The 21095-nt window shown below is 61.9% G+C and carries 20 protein-coding genes; 12 read left to right on the forward strand and 8 right to left on the reverse strand.

Annotation, left to right across the window (positions count from 1 at the left end; genetic code table 11):
* The first annotated feature begins 3 nt into the window (after positions 1 to 3).
* Complete coding sequence (gene choX, locus N8H71_RS04050; RefSeq protein WP_262193006.1) at positions 4 to 921, forward strand: choline ABC transporter substrate-binding protein; 918 nt, start codon at positions 4 to 6, stop codon at positions 919 to 921.
* A 102-nt stretch (positions 922 to 1023) separates the two neighbouring features.
* Complete coding sequence (locus N8H71_RS04055; RefSeq protein ID WP_262193008.1) at positions 1024 to 2592, forward strand: SulP family inorganic anion transporter; 1569 nt, start codon at positions 1024 to 1026, stop codon at positions 2590 to 2592.
* A 105-nt stretch (positions 2593 to 2697) separates the two neighbouring features.
* Here the strand turns inward: N8H71_RS04055 and aroE are convergent, their stop codons facing one another.
* Both aroE and hemF read right to left on the reverse strand, forming a co-directional pair.
* Entirely contained in the window at positions 2698 to 3519 is an 822-nt protein-coding gene (aroE, locus tag N8H71_RS04060; RefSeq protein WP_262193010.1) for a shikimate dehydrogenase, read from the reverse strand.
* Between the two features lie 9 nt (positions 3520 to 3528).
* A complete protein-coding gene (gene hemF, locus N8H71_RS04065) occupies positions 3529 to 4443 on the reverse strand; it encodes an oxygen-dependent coproporphyrinogen oxidase (protein WP_007954079.1) in 915 nt (304 codons plus the stop codon).
* A 147-nt stretch (positions 4444 to 4590) separates the two neighbouring features.
* On the opposite strand from hemF, the gene N8H71_RS04070 reads away from it, so the two are divergent.
* On the forward strand, positions 4591 to 5568 hold the full coding sequence (locus N8H71_RS04070; protein WP_262193011.1) for an NADPH:quinone reductase: 978 nt from the start codon (positions 4591 to 4593) through the stop codon (positions 5566 to 5568).
* A 104-nt stretch (positions 5569 to 5672) separates the two neighbouring features.
* On the opposite strand, the gene N8H71_RS04075 is transcribed toward N8H71_RS04070, so the two are convergent.
* From N8H71_RS04075 to N8H71_RS04085, 3 genes are all read right to left on the reverse strand, one after another.
* Positions 5673 to 6230, reverse strand: coding sequence for an L-threonylcarbamoyladenylate synthase (locus N8H71_RS04075; RefSeq protein WP_085686163.1), 558 nt, complete (start codon positions 6228 to 6230; stop codon positions 5673 to 5675).
* 54 nt (positions 6231 to 6284) lie between these two features.
* On the reverse strand, positions 6285 to 7385 hold the full coding sequence (dprA, locus tag N8H71_RS04080; protein ID WP_262193012.1) for a DNA-processing protein DprA: 1101 nt from the start codon (positions 7383 to 7385) through the stop codon (positions 6285 to 6287).
* 79 nt (positions 7386 to 7464) lie between these two features.
* Positions 7465 to 8490 carry a LysM peptidoglycan-binding domain-containing protein gene (locus N8H71_RS04085; protein ID WP_011331746.1) on the reverse strand — a complete coding sequence of 342 codons (1026 nt, stop codon included), beginning with the start codon at positions 8488 to 8490 and terminating at the stop codon, positions 7465 to 7467.
* A 169-nt stretch (positions 8491 to 8659) separates the two neighbouring features.
* On the opposite strand from N8H71_RS04085, the gene def reads away from it, so the two are divergent.
* From def to N8H71_RS04110, 5 genes are read left to right on the forward strand one after another with little or no spacing between them, the layout of a single operon-like run.
* Entirely contained in the window at positions 8660 to 9166 is a 507-nt protein-coding gene (def, locus tag N8H71_RS04090; RefSeq protein WP_007954104.1) for a peptide deformylase, read from the forward strand.
* Positions 9167 to 9222: 56 nt separating this feature from the next.
* On the forward strand, positions 9223 to 10182 hold the full coding sequence (gene fmt, locus N8H71_RS04095; RefSeq protein WP_262193014.1) for a methionyl-tRNA formyltransferase: 960 nt from the start codon (positions 9223 to 9225) through the stop codon (positions 10180 to 10182).
* On the forward strand, positions 10179 to 11489 hold the full coding sequence (rsmB, locus tag N8H71_RS04100; RefSeq protein ID WP_262193016.1) for a 16S rRNA (cytosine(967)-C(5))-methyltransferase RsmB: 1311 nt from the start codon (positions 10179 to 10181) through the stop codon (positions 11487 to 11489). The genes fmt and rsmB overlap by 4 nt, the downstream gene beginning before the upstream one ends.
* Positions 11490 to 11511: 22 nt before the next feature.
* Positions 11512 to 12888, forward strand: coding sequence for a Trk system potassium transporter TrkA (trkA, locus tag N8H71_RS04105; RefSeq protein WP_085686154.1), 1377 nt, complete (start codon positions 11512 to 11514; stop codon positions 12886 to 12888).
* A gap of 20 nt (positions 12889 to 12908) precedes the next feature.
* Entirely contained in the window at positions 12909 to 13223 is a 315-nt protein-coding gene (locus tag N8H71_RS04110) for a tetratricopeptide repeat protein (RefSeq protein WP_262193017.1), read from the forward strand.
* Positions 13224 to 13274: 51 nt separating this feature from the next.
* Here N8H71_RS04110 and N8H71_RS04115 read toward each other — a convergent pair whose 3' ends face one another.
* Together N8H71_RS04115 and tag are read right to left on the reverse strand one after the other, a co-directional pair.
* The gene (locus N8H71_RS04115; RefSeq protein WP_064379631.1) at positions 13275 to 14162 is read right to left on the reverse strand and encodes a lysophospholipid acyltransferase; all 888 of its coding nucleotides are present in this window, start codon (positions 14160 to 14162) and stop codon (positions 13275 to 13277) included.
* Between the two features lie 40 nt (positions 14163 to 14202).
* The gene (tag, locus tag N8H71_RS04120) at positions 14203 to 14760 is read right to left on the reverse strand and encodes a DNA-3-methyladenine glycosylase I (RefSeq protein ID WP_262193019.1); all 558 of its coding nucleotides are present in this window, start codon (positions 14758 to 14760) and stop codon (positions 14203 to 14205) included.
* 81 nt (positions 14761 to 14841) lie between these two features.
* On the opposite strand from tag, the gene glyQ reads away from it, so the two are divergent.
* The 4 genes from glyQ to N8H71_RS04140 all read left to right on the forward strand — a co-directional run bounded on the left by glyQ (position 14842) and on the right by N8H71_RS04140 (position 19252).
* Positions 14842 to 15795 carry a glycine--tRNA ligase subunit alpha gene (glyQ, locus tag N8H71_RS04125; protein WP_003187265.1) on the forward strand — a complete coding sequence of 318 codons (954 nt, stop codon included), beginning with the start codon at positions 14842 to 14844 and terminating at the stop codon, positions 15793 to 15795.
* Complete coding sequence (gene glyS, locus N8H71_RS04130) at positions 15792 to 17846, forward strand: glycine--tRNA ligase subunit beta (protein WP_262193020.1); 2055 nt, start codon at positions 15792 to 15794, stop codon at positions 17844 to 17846. The genes glyQ and glyS overlap by 4 nt, the downstream gene beginning before the upstream one ends.
* Positions 17847 to 17850: 4 nt before the next feature.
* Positions 17851 to 18390 (forward strand): D-glycero-beta-D-manno-heptose 1,7-bisphosphate 7-phosphatase, encoded by a 540-nt coding sequence (gmhB, locus tag N8H71_RS04135; protein ID WP_164872121.1) that lies wholly within the window; start codon positions 17851 to 17853, stop codon positions 18388 to 18390.
* 82 nt (positions 18391 to 18472) lie between these two features.
* Entirely contained in the window at positions 18473 to 19252 is a 780-nt protein-coding gene (locus tag N8H71_RS04140; protein ID WP_262193022.1) for a lysophospholipid acyltransferase family protein, read from the forward strand.
* Positions 19253 to 19409: 157 nt separating this feature from the next.
* Here N8H71_RS04140 and N8H71_RS04145 read toward each other — a convergent pair whose 3' ends face one another.
* Entirely contained in the window at positions 19410 to 20951 is a 1542-nt protein-coding gene (locus N8H71_RS04145; RefSeq protein WP_262193023.1) for a sensor histidine kinase, read from the reverse strand.
* Positions 20952 to 21095: the final 144 nt, after the last annotated feature.

The following is a 21095-nucleotide window of genomic DNA, read 5'->3' on the forward strand; positions in this document are numbered from 1 at the left end:
TCCATGGTCAAGTTATCCACAGTCGTGACGGTCAGTCTGCTGGCACTGGGCAGCACATCCGCGTTCGCCGAGAGCTGCGATACGGTGAAGATGGCCGATCCCGGCTGGAGCGACATCGCCGCGACCAACGCCATCACCGGGTTTCTGCTGGATGGCATGGGCTACAAGGCCAAGGTCGACACCCTCGCGGTGCCGATCACTTTCGGCGGCTTGAAGGACGGCCAGGTCGATGTGTTCCTCGGCAACTGGATGCCGGCGCAGCAGGGCTTCTACGACAAATTCGTCGCCACCGGTGACGTCACGCAACTGGCGAAGAATCTCGACGGCACCGAATTCACCCTGGCCGTGCCGGATTACGTGTGGGACGCGGGTGTGCATAACTTTGCCGACCTGAATAAATACGCCGATAAATTCGAGAAGAAGATCTATGGCATCGGCTCCGGAGCGCCAGCGAACATTTCGCTGCAAGAGATCATCAAGAAGAACGACTTCGACCTGGGCCAGTGGAAGCTGATCGAGTCCAGCGAACAGGCGATGCTCGCCGAAGTCTCGCGGGCGGTGAAGAAGCAGAAGTTCGTCACCTTCCTCGGCTGGACCCCGCACCCGATGAACGTGCAGCTGAAAATGCACTACCTCAAGGGCGGCGAGAAGTACTTCGGCGACACCGGCAGCGTCCATACCCTGACACGCAAGGGCTACGCCGAGGCCTGTCCGAATGTGGGTAAATTGCTGACCAATCTTTCGTTCACCCAGGAGATGGAGAACAGCATCATGGCCGAGGTGGTGAACAAAAAAGTCAGCAACGCCGATGCGGCGAAAGCGTGGATCAAGGCGAATCCGGCGGTGCTGGACAAGTGGCTCGATGGCGTGAAGACCGTGGACGGCAAGGATGCGTTGCCAGCCGTTAAAGCCAAACTGTAACTGCGCGGGCCGATCGTTCCCACGCTCGGCGTGGGAATGCCGCAATGGACGCTCCGCGTCCCGGGCTGCGTACAATGCGCAAAATTTCACCCGAGAGGATCCATGGCCCTCCCCAGCCGTCACTCACTTTTCCCCTTCCTGACCTGGCTGCCCCGGCAGTCCCGCGCCAGTGTCGGGCGGGACCTGGTCGTCGGCCTCAGCGGGGCAATTCTCGCGTTGCCACAGTCAATTGCCTACGCGCTGATCGCCGGTCTCCCACCCGAATACGGCCTCTATGCCGCCATCGTTCCGGTGTTGATCGCCTGTTTGTGGGGCTCGTCGTGGCATCTGATCTGCGGCCCGACGGCGGCGATTTCGATTGTGCTGTTCGCCAGTGTCAGTCCGCTGGCGGTGCCTGCATCACAGGACTACATCACCCTGATCCTGCTGCTGACCTTCCTCGCCGGGATTTTCCAGTGGCTGCTCGGCCTGCTGCGCTTCGGCGCGCTGGTAAATTTCGTCTCGCATTCCGTGGTTCTGGGTTTCACCCTCGGCGCGGCGGTGGTGATTGCCATTGGTCAATTGCCGAACCTGTTGGGGCTGGATCTGCAAGGAAAAGCCACTGCACTCGCCAGTCTGATGGACTTGCTGCGCCATCTCGGGGCTGTGGATAAACCGTCGCTGGCCCTCGGTGTGTCCACGGTGGTAGTCGGTGCTTTGCTCAAGCAATGGCTGCCACGCTGGCCGACGCTGTTGATGACCTTGGTGCTTGGCAGTCTGGTGGTGTGGTTATGGCCCGCAATGTTCGGCCACGTTCAACTGGTCAGTGCGTTTGTCGGGCGCTTGCCACCGCTCAGTGGGTTACCGCTGGATATGGACCTGATTCTGCGCCTGCTGCCCAGTGCCGTGGCGGTGGGCATGCTCGGGTTGGTCACCAGCCTGTCGATTGCCCGATCAATTTCCGCGCGCTCGCAACAGCTGCTCGATGCCAACCAGGAAGTCCGCGCACAGGGTCTTTCGAACATTGTCGGGGCGTTCTTTTCAGGATCCTTGTCCGCCGGCTCGTTCACCCGTTCCGGGCTGAGCTATGAGGCCGGGGCCTGTTCGCCGCTGGCCGGGGTGTTTTCGGCGTTGTGGGTGGCGTTGTTCGCGATCTTCGGTGCCGGGCTGATCGCGCACATTCCGATCCCGGCCATGGCCGGCAGCATTCTGTTGATCGCCTGGGGCCTGGTGGATCATCGCGGGATTCGCGCGTTGCTGCGGGTCAGCCGTGCGGAGTTCGTGGTAATGAGCCTGACCTGCGTTGCCACGTTGCTGCTGGAATTGCAGACGGCGATCTATGCCGGCGTGCTGGCCTCGCTGTTTTTCTACCTCAAGCGCACCTCGCAGCCGAGAGTGCAGCATTGGCGCGATGGCGAAGACGATGTGTTGCGGGTTGGCGGGTCGATCTTTTTCGGCGCCAGCCACTACCTGCAAGTGCGCCTGCAGCGGATGCATGGCGCGCGGGTGGTGATCGAGGCGCAGCAGATCAACTTCATCGACTATTCAGGCGTGGAAATGCTCCATCAGGAAGCCCGGCGCCTGCTGCGCCAGGATCGCAGCCTGACCTTGCGTCAGGCGCGACCACAGGTGGTGGAGGAGTTGCGCAAACTCGAAGGGCCGGAGAAATGCCCGATCCGCTTTGAAGATTGAAGAAGAACCCATTGTGGGAGCGAGCTTGCTCGCGATGGCGGTCTGTCTGTCACATTGATGCTGGATCTGGCGACGTCATCGCGAGCAAGCTCGCTCCCACAGGGATTATTCCGCCAACTGCCGACGCAATTCCGCCAGAACCGGCGCAGTGTCCGGACGCACACCGCGCCACAGGAAGAACGCTTCGGCAGCCTGCTCGGCCAACATGCCCAAGCCGTCCATCACCACGCCCGCACCGTGCTCGCTGGCCCAGCGGCAGAATGCAGTCGGCTCCTTGCCGTACATCATGTCGTAGCACAGGGTCTTGCCAGGTTCGATCAGGCTTGGGGCAATCGGCGGAACGTCGCCGGTAAGGCTGGCGGAGGTGGCGTTGATGATCACGTCCACCGGCTCGCGCAACCAGTCGTAACCACTGGCCGACACCGGCCCGAGGTCGCAGAACAGTTCGGCCAGCAGCTCGGCCTTGTCCACCGTGCGGTTGGCGATGATCACCGAGGCTGGTTTTTCCGCCAGCAACGGCTCCAGCGCACCGCGCACCGCGCCACCGGCGCCGAGCAACAGAATGCGTTTGCCGGTGAGGCTGAACCCGGCGTTGACCGTCAAATCCCGCACCAGACCGGCGCCGTCGGTGTTATCGCCGAGCAGGCTGCCGTCGACCAGTTTGCTCAGGGTGTTCACCGCACCCGCGCGTTGAGCACGGGCGGTCAGGCTGTTGGCCAGGCGATAAGCATCTTCCTTGAACGGCACGGTCACGTTGGCGCCGCGACCTTCCTGGAAAAACGCCGTGGCACAGCCGGAAAAATCGTCGAGCGGCGCCAGCAGCGTGCTGTAGTCGAGGCCTTGCCCGGTCTGTTCGGCGAACAGTTTATGAATCATCGGCGACTTGCTGTGGCCGATCGGGTTACCGAAAACGACGTAACGATCCATCAGAAATCCTCAGGCCTGGGCCAGCCAGTCGCGATCTTGCAGGAAGTACTCGGTCAGGCGCGCTTCTTCGCTGCCCGGCTCGGCTTTCCAGTCGTAGGCCCAGCGCACTTGCGGCGGCAGCGACATCAGGATCGACTCGGTACGCCCGCCCGATTGCAGGCCGAACAGGGTGCCACGGTCGTAAACCAGGTTGAACTCGACATAGCGGCCGCGACGGAATTCCTGAAACTCACGCTGCTTGGCAGTGAACGCATCGTTCTTGCGACGCTGCACGATCGGCAGGTAAGCGTCGATGTACGCATCGCCGATGGCGCGCATGAAAGCGAAACTGGTGTCGAAGTCCCACTCGTTCAGGTCATCGAAGAACAGCCCGCCGATGCCGCGCGGCTCGTGGCGATGCTTGATGTGGAAATAGGTGTCGCACCAGGCCTTGTAGCGCGGGTAGACGTCCGGACCGAACGGCGCGCAGGCCTGTTCGGCAACGCGATGCCAATGGATGCAGTCTTCTTCGTTGCCGTAGTACGGAGTCAGGTCGAAGCCACCGCCGAACCACCAGACCGGTTCTTCACCTTCCTTCTCGGCGATGAAAAAACGCACGTTGGCGTGGGACGTCGGCACATGCGGGTTGTGCGGGTGAATCACCAGCGACACGCCGAGGGCTTCGAAGCCACGCCCGGCCAGCTCCGGCCGATGGGCACTGGCAGACGGTGGCAAACCGCTGCCGAAGACGTGGGAAAAGTTGACGCCGCCCTTTTCGATCACCGTGCCGTTCTCGATCACCCGGGTCCGACCGCCACCGCCGGCCGGACGGGTCCAGGCGTCTTCGACGAAGCGCGTGCCGCCGTCTTCAGTTTCCAGCGCGGCGCAGATGCGGTCTTGCAGGTCGAGCAGATAGGCCTTTACGGCGTCGGTGCGGGTCGTCATGGCTTCACCTTGGATCGGGCGGAACTGCGCGGCGCCCCGCGCAAATGGGCGCGTAGCATACCATCGCAAACCGGCACGCCGCAGTTGACGAAGATCAAGCATGAGCGTTCGATAGGGACCTTCCCAAATGACCCAAGGAGTAGGCAGATGGCCAAGCGAATCCAGTTCCGCGCCCACGGCGGCCCCGAAGTGCTCGAGTACGTTGACTATCAACCCGCCGAACCCGGTCCGCAGCAGGTTCGCGTGAGCAACAAGGCCATCGGCCTGAACTTCATCGACACCTACTACCGCAGCGGCCTGTACGCACCACCGGCCTTGCCGTCGGGCGTGGGTGCGGAAGGCGCCGGTATCGTCGAGGCCGTGGGCAGCGAGGTCACCCGGTTCAAGGTCGGTGACCGCGTGGCGTATGGCAGCGGTCCGTTGGGCGCGTACAGCGACGTCCACGTCCTGCCGGAAGCGAATCTGGTGCACCTGCCGGACGCCATCAGCTTCGAAACTGCCGCCGGCGTGATGCTCAAGGGCCTGACCGTACAGTACCTGCTGCGCCAGACCTACGAACTCAAGGGTGGCGAAACCATTCTGTTCCACGCAGCGGCCGGCGGTGTCGGCCTGCTTGCCTGCCAATGGGCCAAGGCCCTGGGCGTGAAACTGATCGGCACCGTCAGCTCGAAAGCCAAAGCCGATCTGGCCAAGGCCCATGGCGCCTGGGAAACCATCGATTACAGCCACGAAAACGTTGCCCAGCGGGTGCTGGAATTGACCGACGGGAAAAAAGTCCCGGTGGTCTACGACGGCGTCGGCAAGGACACCTGGCCGGCTTCGCTGGACAGCGTGGCGCCCCGTGGCCTGCTGGTGAGCTTCGGCAATGCGTCGGGGGCGGTGGACGGCGTGAACCTGGGAATTCTGGCGGCGAAAGGTTCGCTGTACGTGACCCGGCCGACCCTGGCGACCTACGCCAACAACGCCGAAAACCTGCAGCGCATGGCCGACGAGCTGTTCGGGATGATCACCAGCGGCAAGCTGAAAGTGGATATCAGCCAGCGCTATTCACTGGCGGATGCAGCGAAGGCGCAGACTGAGTTGTCAGCGCGGCGTACGACGGGCTCGACTGTTCTGTTGCCATAACGCGCCCCATCGCGAGCAGGTCGAATCGTCGCACCGTCGCCCCCACATTTGGCATGCATTACTCCTGTGGGAGCGAGCTTGCTCGCGATGGATGCACCTCGGTTTCAAGCCGGGCGCACCACATTGCCGGTAGCCAGATCCCGGATCAGGCTCGGGTTCTTGCGCCCGCCGAGGGCTCCGCCCAACACCAGATCGACCTGACCACGGAAATACTGTTCGACCCGCAAGCGACTCTTCGCCGCCGGCCGCCCCTGCGGATTGGCCGACGTCGAAATCAACGGCCCCACCAGCGAGCACAGATCCCGCACCTGGGGATGATCGCTGACCCGCAGCGCCACGGTGTCATGCACCCCGGTCACCCACTCCGGCAACAGGTTCTGATGCGGCACCAGCCAGGTGTTCGGGCCCGGCCAGGTGCTGGCCATGCGGTCGATCCAGTCCTGGGGGAAATCCTCGAACAGAAAATCGAACTGACGAATGTTGTCGGCGACCAGGATCAACCCCTTGTCCACCGAACGGTTCTTGATCGCCAACAGGCGATCCACCGCTTCTTCATTCCATGGATCGCACCCCAGCCCCCAGACGGCTTCGGTTGGATAGGCAATCACCGCCCCGGCGCGAATCTCTCGTGCGGCTTGTTGCACACGCCAACTGTTGACCATGAAAAACTCTCCGCAAACAGGTTTCGCGCAGTTTACCGATCTTCAATGTAAAACCTAGCTTAGGCGTGCAAACCAGCGACCGTTTTCGCACACCGCGCGGCCATCCATCTCCAGTTCGGTGAGTGCCGCCAGCACTTTGGGCAGCGCCCAGCCACTGCTGTCGGCCAGGCCCTCGCTGGTCTGCGGCGCGGCGTGAAGCAGACACAACAACGGGTTGTCCGGATTCGCTGCGGCTGTGGATACGGGCAAATGCTGCCAGCCGCGCAGGGCTTCGAGAATGTGCTCGATGGTTTCCACCAGCACGGCGCCGTCACGGATCAGTTGATGACAGCCCCGGGCGCCGGGGTGATGGATCGAACCCGGAATCGCATATACCTCGCGCCCCTGTTCTGCCGCCAGCCGCGCTGTGATCAGCGAACCACTGGCGACACTGGCCTCGACCACCAGCACGCCAAGAGACAAACCGCTGATGATCCGATTGCGTCTCGGGAAGTTGCTCGCCGTCGGCCCGGTGTCCAGAGGGAATTCCGAAAGCACCGCACTGCCGGACGCAATCATCGCGTCCGCCAACCGCCGGTTGCGCTGTGGATAAAAGTTTTCCAGGCCGGTACCGAGCACGCCCACGGTTTTACCGCCAACATCCACCGCTGCTTGATGTGCCGCTGCATCGATGCCCAGTGCCAGACCGCTGGTGATGACAAAACCTGCACTCGCCAGGCTGCGGGAAAACGCCATGGCAGTGTCCATGCCCGGACGGGAAGCGCGGCGACTGCCGACCATCGCCAGTTGCGGTTTTTCCAGAACCAGGGGATCCCCGGCGACAAACAACAGCGGCGGTGGATCAGGAATTTGCGCCAGCAAGGCCGGGTAATCCGGCTGATCCCACATCAGTAAATGTTGATCCGGACGCTCTAGCCAGCGCAATGCATGGCTTGCGCCGTCTCGAACCTCGGGGCAGCGTCGGGCCTCGGCGCAAGCCGCCGGCAAACCCAGCGAGCGCCACGCGCTGGCCGGTGCGCTGATCGCCTTCGAGGCAGAGCCGAAGGCTTCGAGCAGTTTGGTGAAACGCTTGGGACCGACTTCCGGCAAGCGGTGCAGGCGCAGGCGCGCTTCCAGTTCCGCCGGGGAAACCGACGGAGATACAGGCATCATCATGGATCATCCTTGATCGTTATAAGGCCCGAACCTTTCGGAACAAGCTGTGGATAACTCTGTTGGTAACTTGTGAAGCCAGCTAAGGATTTCGCACCTTGTCCAGCACCGCCAGCGAGCGCGATGCGTTCAGCACGAGGCCGTAACTGAGTTTGTCGTAGGTGCGGAACACCATCAGCAGTCCAGCGCGTTCATCCGGAATTTTCAGCGGTTGGCCGGTGATCCGGTCACGCACGGTTTCCCCGGTTTTCATCACCACCAGCACGTTACCCTCGGCCAGGCCGTCGCGTTTGCCTTTGTTCAGGGTCACCACGTCCATTGCGCCGATCTGCGTGACGCCACGCGGCACATCGATGATCAGGCCGTTGATGTCAGTGGTGGGGGCGCTGGGCATGAAGGTCGAGTTGATCGAACGCTCTTCGCCGCTGAACAAGCGGTCGCCGAGGCGCACTTCCTGGGTCGTGCGTTGCAGGGCGAGGGTGGCGACGTCGCCTTCGGTGGCGACGATTTCACCACCGCCGATGTCGTCGGCGTTGATCCCCAGAAACTCCTTGGTCTGGGGATCGGTGTAGACCTTGCCCTGACGGAAGATCCCGTAGACCGGCTGATTCGGGTCGAAATGGCCACGGGCGAAGATCCGGTCGCCGGTGCCGCTGAGCACCCGTTCGGCATCGCCCGCGACGATGTACGGCGCCTTGTCGAAGTCCTCGACCTTGTCGACGATGCGGTTGCTCAGCAGAAAGCTGTTGATCGATTTGAGCGGGATGCTCGGAATTGCCTCCGCTACCGGACTGGTACGGATGCGCGGCGACAACTTGATGGTGCCGCGCGACTCGCCGCGATTGACGGTCAGACGCGGCTGGCCGTTGACGTAACTGAGGGTCAGCGTGTCGCCTGGGTAGATCAGGTTGGGGTTTTCGATCTGCGGATTGGCCCGCCACAGCTGTGGCCACTGCCAGGGTTCGCGCAAATATTTACCGGAGATGTCCCAGAGCGTATCCCCCGAAACCACCGTGTATTGCTGTGGAAAACCTTCCTTGAGTTGCACTTGCCCGTGCGCGGCACCGGCCGAGGCCAGAAACAGCAGGGCGAGTAGTGATTTCCTCATGCGGTGAATCCCTTTATTATGTGCGTTCGCGTGAAACGCCAGAGCCCCCGTGGCTCGCTCCCTGCTCTATGCTTAAAAGCAAGGAGCTACGTTTCACAACGGTAGCCTGCATCTTCGGACCCGCCAGGCCATCGCCCGACTTTACCTCACACGTGCAGCAATCAAGCTTATGGCCATTTTGAACATCCTCGAATTTCCGGACCCGCGTCTGCGCACTATCGCCAAACCTGTGGCTGTAGTGGACGACGAAGTGCGTCAGCTGGTCGATGACATGTTTGAAACAATGTATGAAGCGCCGGGCATCGGCCTTGCCGCGACCCAGGTCAACGTGCACAAACGTATCGTCGTGATGGACCTTTCCGAAGACCGCACCGAACCGCGGGTGTTCATCAACCCCGAGTTCGAATCGCTGACCGACGAAATGGAGCAGTACCAGGAAGGCTGCCTCTCGGTGCCGGGCTTCTACGAAAACGTCGACCGCCCGCAAAAGGTCAAAATCAAGGCGCTGGACCGTGATGGCAAGCCCTACGAACTGATCGCCGAGGGCCTGCTCGCGGTGTGCATCCAGCACGAATGCGACCACCTCAACGGCAAGTTGTTCGTCGATTACCTGTCCACGCTCAAACGCGACCGGATCAAGAAGAAACTGGAAAAGCAGCACCGCCAGAACGCTTGATGCCCCTCTCCAAAGGCTTGCTGCGGCAAGCCTTTTTCTTTTTATGAGATTCCCCCATGACTGAGCCACTGCGCATCGTTTTTGCCGGCACCCCGGAATTCGCCGCCGAACACCTCAAGGCCCTGCTGGACAGCCCTTACGAGATCGTTGCGGTCTACACCCAACCGGATCGCCCGGCCGGTCGTGGGCAAAAACTGATGCCGAGCCCGGTCAAACAGTTAGCGTTGGAAAACAATATTCAGGTGTTGCAGCCGCCGACCCTGCGCAACACTGACGCTCAGGCCGAGCTCGCTGCGCTCAAGCCGGATTTGATGGTGGTAGTGGCCTACGGCCTGATCCTGCCGCAAGCGGTGCTGGATATTCCGCGCCTGGGCTGCATCAACAGTCACGCCTCGCTGCTGCCGCGCTGGCGCGGTGCGGCGCCGATCCAGCGCGCCGTGGAAGCGGGCGATGCCGAAAGCGGCGTGACCGTGATGCGCATGGAAGCCGGCCTCGATACCGGGCCGATGCTGCTCAAGGTCGTGACCCCTATCAGCGCCGAAGACACCGGTGGCAGCCTTCACGACCGCCTCGCCGAGATGGGCCCGCCAGCCGTCGTACAAGCGATTGCCGGTCTGGCCGCTGGCACCCTCGAAGGCGAAGTGCAGAACGACGAGCTCGCCACCTACGCGCACAAACTGAACAAGGATGAAGCGCGCATCGACTGGAGCCGTCCGGCCATCGAGCTGGAACGTCTGGTCCGCGCCTTCAATCCATGGCCGATCACCCACAGCACGCTCAACGGCGAAGCGCTGAAAGTGCTATCGGCGACGCTGGCTGAAGGCAAAGGCGTACCGGGCACGATTCTCGGCGCCAGCAAGGACGGTCTGCTCGTCGCGTGCGGCGAACAGGCGCTGTGCCTCACCCGTCTGCAATTGCCCGGCGGCAAGGCACTGAACTTCAGCGACCTGTTCAACAGCCGTCGTGAGAAATTCGCCACCGGCACCGTGCTGGGCGCAGTGGTGGACGCGCAATGAACCCGCGTTTGGCCGCCGCCAAGGCACTCGCTGCTGTCCTCAGCGGCAAGGCTTCGCTCAACAGCTCCCTGCCGACGCAACTGGACAAGGTCGAGGATCGCGATCGCGGTTTCACTCAGGATCTGGCGTTCGGCACCGCCCGCTGGCAGCCACGGCTGTCGGCGCTGGCGGAAAAACTGCTGCAGAAACCGTTCAAGGCGGCGGACGCCGATGTCGAGGCGCTGCTGCTGGTCGGTCTCTATCAGTTGCTCTACACCCGCGTTCCGGCTCACGCCGCCATCGGCGAAACCGTTGGTTGCGCCGACAAGCTGAAAAAGCCGTGGGCCAAAGGCTTGCTCAACGCCGTACTGCGCAATGCCCAGCGCGAACACGAGGCGATCTTCGCCGAACTGGAACGCGATCCGGTGGTGCGCACCGCCCACCCGCGCTGGCTGCAAAAATCCCTCAAGGCCTTCTGGCCTGAACAGTGGGAAGCCATCTGCGAAGCCAACAACGCGCATCCGCCGATGATCCTGCGGGTCAACCGCCGTCATCACAGCCGTGACGCGTACCTGGGTCTGCTGACTGAAGCCGGGATCGCCGCGCAGCCGTGCACTTTCAGCCGCGACGGTATCGTCCTCGACGCTGCTGCCGACGTGCGCAGCCTGCCGGGTTTCGCCGAAGGCTGGATCAGCGTGCAGGACGAGGCCGCGCAACTGGCCGCCGACCTGCTCGACCTCGCACCGGGCCAGCGAGTACTGGACGCCTGCTGTGCGCCCGGCGGCAAGACCTGCCACATCCTCGAAGCCGAACCGGCACTGGCCGGCGTGGTGGCGGTGGATCTGGAAGCCAAGCGTCTGGTGCGAGTTAAGGAAAACCTCGAACGCCTCGGTCTGAACGCCGAACTGATCGCCGCCGACGGTCGCGACACGGCAGCGTGGTGGGACGGCAAGCCGTTCCAGCGCATCCTGCTCGACGCGCCGTGCTCGGCCACTGGCGTGATCCGCCGCCATCCAGACATCAAGCTGACCCGTCAGGCCGACGACATCGCCGCCCTCGCGCAACTGCAAGGCGAACTGCTCGACGCAATGTGGAAAACCCTCGAAGTGGGCGGCATCCTGCTCTACGCCACCTGCTCGACGTTGCCGACCGAGAACACCGAAGTGATCGCCGCGTTCCTTGAGCGTACGCCGGGCGCACGGGAGCTGGATCTGGCCACCGCCGCCGGGATCAAGCAGCCCCATGGTCGCCAATTGCTGGCCCGGCAGGGCGGGCATGACGGGTTCTACTACGCCAAGCTGATCAAGATCGCTGCCGCGCGCGGCTAAACGGATTCAATGGAGTGACTGGATGAAAATCATCATCCTCGGTGCGGGACAGGTCGGCGGTTCGCTGGCTGAACATCTGGCCAGCGAGGCCAACGACATCACCGTGGTCGACACTGACGGCGACCGCCTGCGCGATCTTGGCGATCGCCTCGACATCCGTACCGTACAGGGCCGTGGATCGTTGCCGAACATTCTGCGTCAGGCCGGTGCCGACGACGCCGACATGCTGGTCGCGGTGACCAACAGCGACGAAACCAACATGGTCGCCTGCCAGGTCGCCCACACCCTGTTCCACACCCCGACCAAAATTGCCCGGGTGCGCGAAGCGTCGTACCTGACCCGCGAGGAGCAACTGTTCCAGAACGAGGCGATTCCGGTCGATGTGCTGATCAGTCCCGAGCAGGTCGTCACCAACTACATCAAGCGCCTGATCCAGCACCCCGGCGCCTTGCAGGTGATCGATTTCGCCGAAGGCCAGGCGCAACTGGTGGCGGTGCGCGCCTATTACGGCGGGCCGCTGGTGGGTCAGCAACTGCGCCAGTTGCGCGAACACATGCCGAATGTGGAAACGCGGGTGGCGGCCATTTTCCGCCGCGACCGGCCGATTCTTCCTCAGGGCAACACGGTGATCGAGGCGGATGACGAAGTCTTCTTCATCGCCGCCCGTGAGAACATTCGCGCCGTGATGAGCGAAATGCGTCGTCTCGACGAAACCTACAAACGCATCGTCATCGCCGGCGGCGGGCAGATCGGCGAACGACTGGCCGAGGCCATCGAAAGCCGTTACCAGGTGAAGATCATCGAGATGAACCCGGCGCGCTGCCGCTATCTCTCCGACACCCTCGACAGCACCGTGGTGCTGCAGGGCAGCGCGTCGGATCGCGACCTGCTGCTGGAAGAGAACATCGCCGACGCGGACATCTTCCTTGCGCTGACCAACGATGACGAAGCCAACATCATGTCGTCGCTGCTGGCCAAGCGTCTGGGCGCGAAGAAGGTGATGACGATCATCAACAACCCGGCCTACGTCGACCTGATCCAGGGCGGCGACATCGACATCGCCATCAGCCCGCAACTGGCGACCATCGGCACCTTGCTGGCCCACGTGCGGCGTGGCGATATCGTCAGCGTGCACTCATTGCGCCGGGGCGCGGCTGAAGCCATTGAAGCGGTGGCCCATGGCGATTCGAAGTCGAGCAAGGTCATCGGCAAGGCCATCGAAAACATCGCGCTGCCGCCGGGAACCACCATCGGCGCGATCATCCGCGATGAAGAAGTGATCATCGCCCACGACGACACGGTGATCGCAGCGGGCGACCATGTGATCCTGTTCCTTGTGGATAAAAAGCATATTCGCGATGTGGAGAAGCTGTTCCACGTGGGCCTGAGTTTCTTCTGACCGACCAAGAGGCGAGACCGATGATCGATTCCCTGGAAAAAATGCTCGCCAAGGGTGTGGATAACTCGCTGCTGCGCTTCGGCCTCGGCAAGGGTTATCTGGATCAGGGGGAGAACGCGAAGGCAGCCGAGCATTTGCAGCGGTGTGTCGGCTTCGATCCGAAGTATTCGGCGGCGTGGAAATTGTTGGGCAAGGCGCAGTTGGCGCTGGGTGATCTGGCTGCTGCACGGCAGGCGTGGGAGCAGGGGCTGGAAGCGGCCCGGGCCCATGGCGACAAGCAGGCCGAGAAGGAAATGACGGTGTTTCTGAAGAAGCTCGATCGGCAGAAGCCGTGACAGCTGTGGATAACCCGTATTGTCAGGTTATCCACAAACGCCCCTCGCCGATCAGTACCAGCGCGCCTCGCCCGGCGGACGCTTCTTGAAGCGTTTCATGCTCCACATGTACTGGCTCGGATAAGCCGCTACATAGCGCTCGACCACCTGACTCATTGCCGCGCAGGATGTCTCGGTGTCGGTGCTGTACATGGCTTCCGGCGCCGCTTCGAGGATCACCTTGTAGCCGGAACCATCCGGCAGGCGCAGTGCATGCAGGAACACCCCGACGGCTTTGCCGCCAGCGAGCATGTTCGGCACGAACTTGCTGGTCAGGGCCTGGGTGGCGAAGAACGGCACGAAGATCCCGGCGGATTCGGCTGGCTCCGGGTCCGCTGGAATCCCCACCTGACCGCCTTTGCGCACTTCCTTGATGACGCTGAGGATGCCTTCCTTGGTCGACGCGGCGACTTTGTTGCCCAGTTGCACACGTTGTTTGCGCAGCAATTCATCCACAGCCTTGAGCTTCGGCGGCCGGTAGAAAATGATCGGTTTGCACTGACTGCAATAGAAGTGGTTGAGCACTTCCCAGTTGCCCAGGTGGCTGGTGATGCCGACCACGCCCTTGCCCGAGGCCAGCGCTTCTTTCAGCACCTCGAGCCCTTCGACTTCGCGCACCAGATCGATGGAACGTTGGGCCGGCCAGATCCAGGCGCAGGCGCTTTCGGTCAGGGACTTGCCGATGTCTTTCAGGGTCTGGCCGACCAGACGCTCACGTTCGGCCGGGTCCATCTGTGGAAAACATTTGGCGAGGTTGATCCGCACCACGTCGCGGGAGCGGTTGGGGGTTTTCCACATGATCCAGCCGATCGCCGAACCCACGGCCTGCACGGCCCGCCACGGAAGCAGGGCAAACAGCCGCAGAGCGCCGACCAGCATGGCGCCTTTAAACTTTTCCACAGGTCACTCCTGATCTTGTGCTGTGCGCGAGGCGGCCATTCTAACCGGCGTTGACCAACTGCGCGTAGCGGTCGCAGTCCCGAGTGTGATCCATGACCATCCCCGAGGCCTGCATCAGCGCGTAGCAGATGGTCGGGCCGACGAAGGTGAAACCGGCTTTTTTCAGGCCTTTGCTCATGGCCACGGCTTGCGGGGTAATGGCCGGGACTTCGCTGCGATCCTTGAAATGATTGATCACCGGGCGGTTATCCACAAACGACCAGAGGAAGGCCACCGGATCTTCCAGCGCCAGCCAGGCCTGGGCGTTGCGCCGGGCGGCATTGAGCTTGAGGCGGTTGCGGATGATCCCCGGATCGAGCATCAATTCGTCGATTTCCGCGTCGCTCATCTGCGCCACGCGCTGTACGTCGAAGCCGAACAACACCTCGCGATATCGCTCGCGCTTGCGCAGCACGGTGATCCACGAAAGCCCGGCCTGGAACCCTTCGAGCAAAAGCAACTCGAACAAACCCTGCGCATCGCGTAGCGGCGTGCCCCACTCCTGATCGTGGTAAGCCATGTACAGCGGATCTTCGTTGCACCAAAAGCAGCGTGGCATAAGGCTCCAGGGGGTGGAGGTGCGACTGAATCGGGTATACTCCCGCTCTTTAAATCGCAGCCCAAGAAACAGGTGAATTTCGTGAGCCAGCCTACGCCAGCCGTGCGTACCTTCCAAGACTTGATCCTCGCGCTCCAGCAATACTGGGCCGAGCAAGGTTGTGTGGTACTTCAGCCCTACGATATGGAAGTAGGCGCCGGCACTTTCCACACCGCGACATTCCTGCGCGCCATCGGCCCGGAAACCTGGAACGCCGCTTACGTGCAGCCAAGCCGCCGTCCGACTGACGGCCGTTACGGCGAAAACCCGAACCGTCTGCAGCACTACTACCAGTTCCAGGTAGTCCTGAAGCCAAACCCGGACAACTTCCAGGAACTGTACCTGGGCTCCCTCAAGCATGTCGGCCTGGACCCGCTGGTCCACGACATCCGCTTCGTCGAAGACAACTGGGAATCGCCGACCCTCGGCGCCTGGGGTCTGGGCTGGGAAGTCTGGCTGAACGGCATGGAAGTGACCCAGTTCACTTACTTCCAGCAGGCGGGCGGCATCGAGTGCTACCCGGTGACCGGCGAGATTACCTACGGTCTGGAGCGTCTGGCCATGTACCTGCAAGGCGTGGATTCGGTCTACGACCTGGTCTGGGCTGACGGTCCGTTCGGCAAAGTGACCTACGGCGACGTGTTCCACCAGAACGAAGTGGAGCAGTCCACCTACAACTTCGAACACGCCAACGTCGACAAACTGTTCGAACTGTTCGACTTCTATGAAAGCGAAGCCAAGCGCCTGATCGAACTCGACCAGCCGCTGCCGTTGCCAAGCTACGAAATGGTCCTGAAGGCCTCGCACACCTTCAACCTGCTGGACGCACGCCGGGCGATCTCGGTGACTGCGCGTCAGCAATACATTCTGCGCGTTCGCACCCTGGCGCGTTCCGTCGCCCAAGCCTACCTGCTGGCCCGCGCCAAGCTGGGCTTCCCGATGGCAACCCCGGACCTGCGTGACGAAGTACTGGCCAAGCTGGAGGCTGCACAATGAGTGCTCAAGATTTTCTGGTTGAACTGGGCACCGAAGAACTGCCACCCAAAGCCCTGAACACCCTGGCCGAAGCGTTCCTGGCCGGTATCGACAAAGGCCTGCAAGCTGCCGGCCTGAATTACGAGACCAAAACCGTCTACGCCGCGCCGCGTCGTCTGGCTGTGCTGATCACCGCGCTGGCCACCCAGCAGCCGGATCGCAGCATCAACCTCGACGGCCCGCCACGTCAGGCCGCGTTCGATGCTGAAGGCAACCCGACTCAAGCGGCACTGGGTTTCGCCAAGAAGTGCGGCGTCGAGCTGAGCGAAATCGACCAGAGCGGTCCGAAACTGCGCTACAGCCAGAACATCGCCGGCAAGCCGACCGCCAGCCTGCTGCCGACCATCGTCGAAGACTCGCTGAACGACCTGCCAATCCCGAAACGCATGCGTTGGGGTGCGCGCAAGGAAGAGTTCGTGCGTCCGACCCAGTGGCTGGTGATGCTGCTCGGCGACCAGGTCATCGACTGCACGATCCTCGCGCAGAAGGCTGGCCGTGAATCCCGTGGCCACCGTTTCCACCACCCGGAAAGCGTGCGCATCGGTTCGCCGTCGAGCTACCTGGCCGACCTGCGCGCCGCTTACGTGCTGGCCGACGCCAACGAGCGTCGCGAGATCATCAGCAAGCGCACCGAAGAGCTGGCGACCCGTCAGGAAGGCACCGCGATCGTGCCACCGGAACTGCTCGACGAAGTGACTGCGCTGGTCGAGTGGCCAGTGCCGCTGGTGTGCTCGTTCGAGGAACGTTTCCTCGACGTGCCGCAGGAAGCGCTGATCACCACGATGCAGGACAACCAGAAGTACTTCTGCCTGCTGGATGCCGACGGCAAGTTGCTGCCGCGTTTCATCACTGTGGCCAACATCGAATCCAAAGACCCGCAGCAGATCATCGCCGGTAACGAGAAGGTGGTTCGCCCACGTCTGACCGACGCCGAGTTCTTCTTCAAGCAGGACAAGAAGCAGAAGCTCGAAGCGTTCAACGATCGCCTGCAGAACGTGGTGTTCCAGGAAAAACTCGGCAGTGTCTACGACAAGGCCGAGCGCGTGTCGAAACTGGCCGCGTACATCGCCGCACGCATCGGCGGCAACGCTTCGTGGGCTGCCCGTGCAGGCCTGCTGTCCAAGTGCGACCTGGCCACCGAAATGGTTGGCGAGTTCCCGGAGATGCAAGGTGTCGCCGGCTACTACTACGCCCTCAATGACGGCGAGCCGGAAGACGTCGCCCTGGCGCTGAACGAGCAGTACATGCCGCGCGGTGCCGGCGCTGAACTGCCTGCCACCCTGACCGGTGCAGCCGTGGCCATCGCCGACAAGCTCGACACCCTGGTCGGCATCTTCGGCATCGGCATGCTGCCGACCGGCAGCAAAGACCCGTATGCCCTGCGCCGTGCGGCACTGGGCGTGCTGCGGATCCTGATCGAGAAACAACTGGATCTGGACCTGAACGACGCCGTGGCGTTCGCCGTGAATGCGTTCGGCGCCAAGGTCAAGGCTGCCGGCCTGAACGACGCGGTGCTGGAGTTCATCTTCGACCGTCTGCGTGCCCGTTATGAAGACGAAGGCGTGGATGTCGCCACCTACCTGTCGGTACGTGCCCTGAAGCCGGGTTCGGCGCTGGACTTCGACCAGCGTGTGCAAGCAGTTCAGGCCTTCCGCAAACTGCCGGAAGCGGCAGCGCTGGCGGCGGTGAACAAGCGTGTGTCGAACCTGCTGAGCAAGGTGGAAGGCTCGGTGCCGACCGAGGTCCAGGCCAAGTACTTCGACAACGCCAACGAGTTCTCGCTGTACTCGGCGATCCAGCAAGCGGACCAGGCTGTACAGCCAATGGCCGCGGCGCGTCAGTACAACGAATCGCTGGCACGCCTGGCCGCCCTGCGCGAGCCGGTGGACGCGTTCTTCGACGCGGTGATGGTCAATGCCGAAGACGCCAATGTGCGGGCCAACCGTTACGCGCTGCTGGCGCGTCTGCGTGGCCTGTTCCTGGGTGTTGCCGACATTTCGCTGCTGGGTTGAGGGATTGCTGTTGAAACTGCTGATTCTCGATCGGGACGGAGTGATCAATTACGACTCCGACGCTTACATCAAGTCGGTGGAGGAGTGGATTCCGCTGCCCGGCTCGATCGAAGCGATTGCGCAGTTGAGCAAGGCCGGCTGGACGGTGGCGGTCGCCACCAACCAGTCGGGCATTGCTCGCGGCTACTACGACCTCGCCACCCTCGACGCCATGCACGCGCGCCTGCGCGAACTGGTGGCGGAGCAGGGCGGTGAAGTCGGGCTGATCGTGTATTGCCCGCATGGGCCGGACGAAGGTTGCGATTGCCGCAAGCCGAAACCCGGCATGCTGAAAACCATCGCGCAGCATTACAACGTCGCGCTGACGAATGTCTGGTTCGTCGGCGACAGCCTTGGTGACCTGGAGGCCGCCAAAGCCGTCGATTCACAGCCCGTTTTGGTAAAGACCGGGAAAGGCGAAAAGACTCAGGCCAAGACCTTGCCGGTGGGCACCCTGATTTTTGACGATCTCGCGGCGATTGCCGCAGAACTTATCCACAACTAGAGTACTTCTGAAGTTCCTGACCAGGGATTGATCGGGAGTGCGCTTGAACAGTCGGGCATTGCCCGTAACGGTAAACGTCGCCATGTCGATACTGCAGGCCATCAGAATCTTCCTCTTTTACCTGCTGCTGGGCACCACCGCTCTGCTGTGGTGCAGCCTGAGCTTTTTTATCGCGCCCTTTCTGCCGTTCAAGGCGCGCTATCGCTTCATCAACGTGTACTGGTGCCGTTGCGCCTTGTGGTTGACCCAGGTGTTCCTCGGTATCCGTTACGAAATCAAAGGCGCGGAAAACGTGCCTGACCAGCCCTGCGTGATTCAATCGAACCACCAGAGCACCTGGGAGACGTTCTTTCTCTCCGCTTATTTCTCGCCCTTGAGCCAGGTGCTCAAGCGCGAATTGCTGTATGTGCCGTTCTTCGGCTGGGCGATGGCCATGCTGCGACCGATCGCGATTGACCGCGACAACCCGAAAGCCGCCCTCAAACAGGTCGCGGCGAAAGGTGACGAGCTGCTTAAGGACAATGTCTGGGTGCTGATCTTCCCTGAAGGCACTCGCGTTCCCCACGGCACCATCGGCAAGTTCTCCCGCAGTGGCAGCGCGTTGGCGGTGAATGCTTCGCTTCCGGTACTGCCGATTGCGCACAATGCCGGCAAGTTCTGGCCGAAAATCGGTTGGGGCAAAAAGTCCGGCGTAATCACTGTGGTGATTGGTGAGCCGATGTACGCCGAGGGCAGTGGCCCTCGCGCCATCGCCGATTTGAATGATCGGGTGCAGGCGTGGAACGAGAAGACCCAACGGGAGATGGGCTCGCTGCCTCCCGCCCCTGAGGCACCGGCTGCGAACGATCAGATCGCTGTCTGAGATTTGTGGATAACCTGTGTACGGCTTGTTCGCAAAATCCCGGATTACCAAATTAAGTGACTGATTTATTTATATATTTCTGAAACTGATAAAACACCGTAAATGGTGCATAAGTTTTTTTCGGAAGTAAGGAAACCGGTTCATATAGCCGGTTTTTTTATGCCCGCTCTTCGGCAATCAGCGGCAGTTCCAGGCGGAACGCCGTGCCTTGATCGACCACGCTCACACATTCGATCCGGCCGCCATGGTGATCCACCACGGCTTTGACCATCGACAACCCCAGGCCCACGCCGTCGATACCTTGTGCAGAAGAAAAGCGCCGGTACTGGCTGAACAGGTCGGGCAGTTCCTCTGCAGCGATGCCTTTGCCTTGATCGGTCAGTTCACAACGCAGCCAGTCATCGTGGCAGCTGACATGCATCTCGACGGTGGATCCGGCCGGGCTGTACTTGATTGCGTTTTCCAGCAGGTTGAACAGCGCGCGGGTCAACAAGCCCTGATCGGCCAGGATCAGGCGCTCCTGGGATTGTTCGTCCATGTCACTCAAAAGCTCGATGCACTTTTGCTGGGCGAGGGGCAACGCCTGATCCAACACGTCCATGACCAGCATCCCGAACAGGCTCGGTTGAAACTGATAGGCCTCCGATTCGGCCCGGGCCAACAGAACGAAGCCGTCGGTGAGTTCCAGTGCCCGACGAACCTGGCGCTCAATCTGTTCGAACAGCGGTGAATCCGTTCCCGTCTGATGTCGGTGCACCTCGAGCAGGGCAAGAATCGCCGAATGGGGAGCGCGCAGGTCATGGGACAAGAAGCGCAGCAACACGCCACGCTGTTCCTCGGCGGCCCGTTCGGCGCTCAGGTCAGTGAGACTCAGGAGCCAGCCGATCGGCAGGTCTCCATCAACCGGCAACAACGCGGCGCGTTCCAGCCGCAGGCTACGTTCCTTGTGGTCACGAAACTCCAGCAGAGGCAGCTCGGATAGCGGCGGGCGCGCCTCTGTGGACAACTCCGGATAGCCCAGGCTCGCCAGTTGATCGAGCACATCCTCGCCCACCAGATTGTGATCGAACAGGCTTCGGGCCTTGCGGTTGCCCAACAAGACTTGCCCCCGAGGATCGCTGATCAGGGTCGCAACCGGCAGATACTCCAGCCCGTCGGCAATGAATCGGCGGGTATCGCGGGTGCGGCTCATGGCTTGCTCAAGCGCCATGATCTGCCCCTGCAAGCGGTCGGCGCTGGGGAACTGTGCCCGGCGTCGTTCGGGAAAGACTTTCGGTTCACTGTCCAGCCGCGCCAGCTCCCAGCCGAAGTAGGTCAGCACCACACTCAGGCGCCGCCAGTTCCAGATCAGATAGCCGAACAGCATGCCCAGCGCCGCAGGCGTCGGCGACCACCAACGCCTCATTTCCGCCAGGCCTGCACTGGTCAACAGCACGCAGGCAATCCCGCCCAATGTCAGCCAGAGCGCCAGACGCGGACGCCACAGCAGCAACCCAAGTACGCACGCGACCATCGCTACCGAGAGTCCTGCACCCATCAACGGGGCCGGGTCATGCAAATTGATCTGCGCACGCCAGGAAAGCAGTGCAGTCAGCGGCAACAGCACTAGACTTATCCACATCCACTCGCGCACCAGTTGCCGGAACAATCGCTGAACCTGGCTGGGTACGCGGCTTTCGTGTCGGCGTTGGTTATTCATGGGAAACAGGGCAGGGCGGGTTGAATGGTTTCATAGGCAGCCGGTCTGAGGACGTAGACCCGAAGAATCATAGCGGCTCACCCCACGGCGTGCCGCTTACTTTCACTGCATGGAGTCAGCCGATCAGACCGGCACCCATTGCCC

The sequence above is a fragment of the Pseudomonas koreensis genome (assembly GCF_025447595.1).
GTDB classification, from domain to species: Bacteria; Pseudomonadota; Gammaproteobacteria; order Pseudomonadales; family Pseudomonadaceae; genus Aquipseudomonas; species Aquipseudomonas koreensis_H.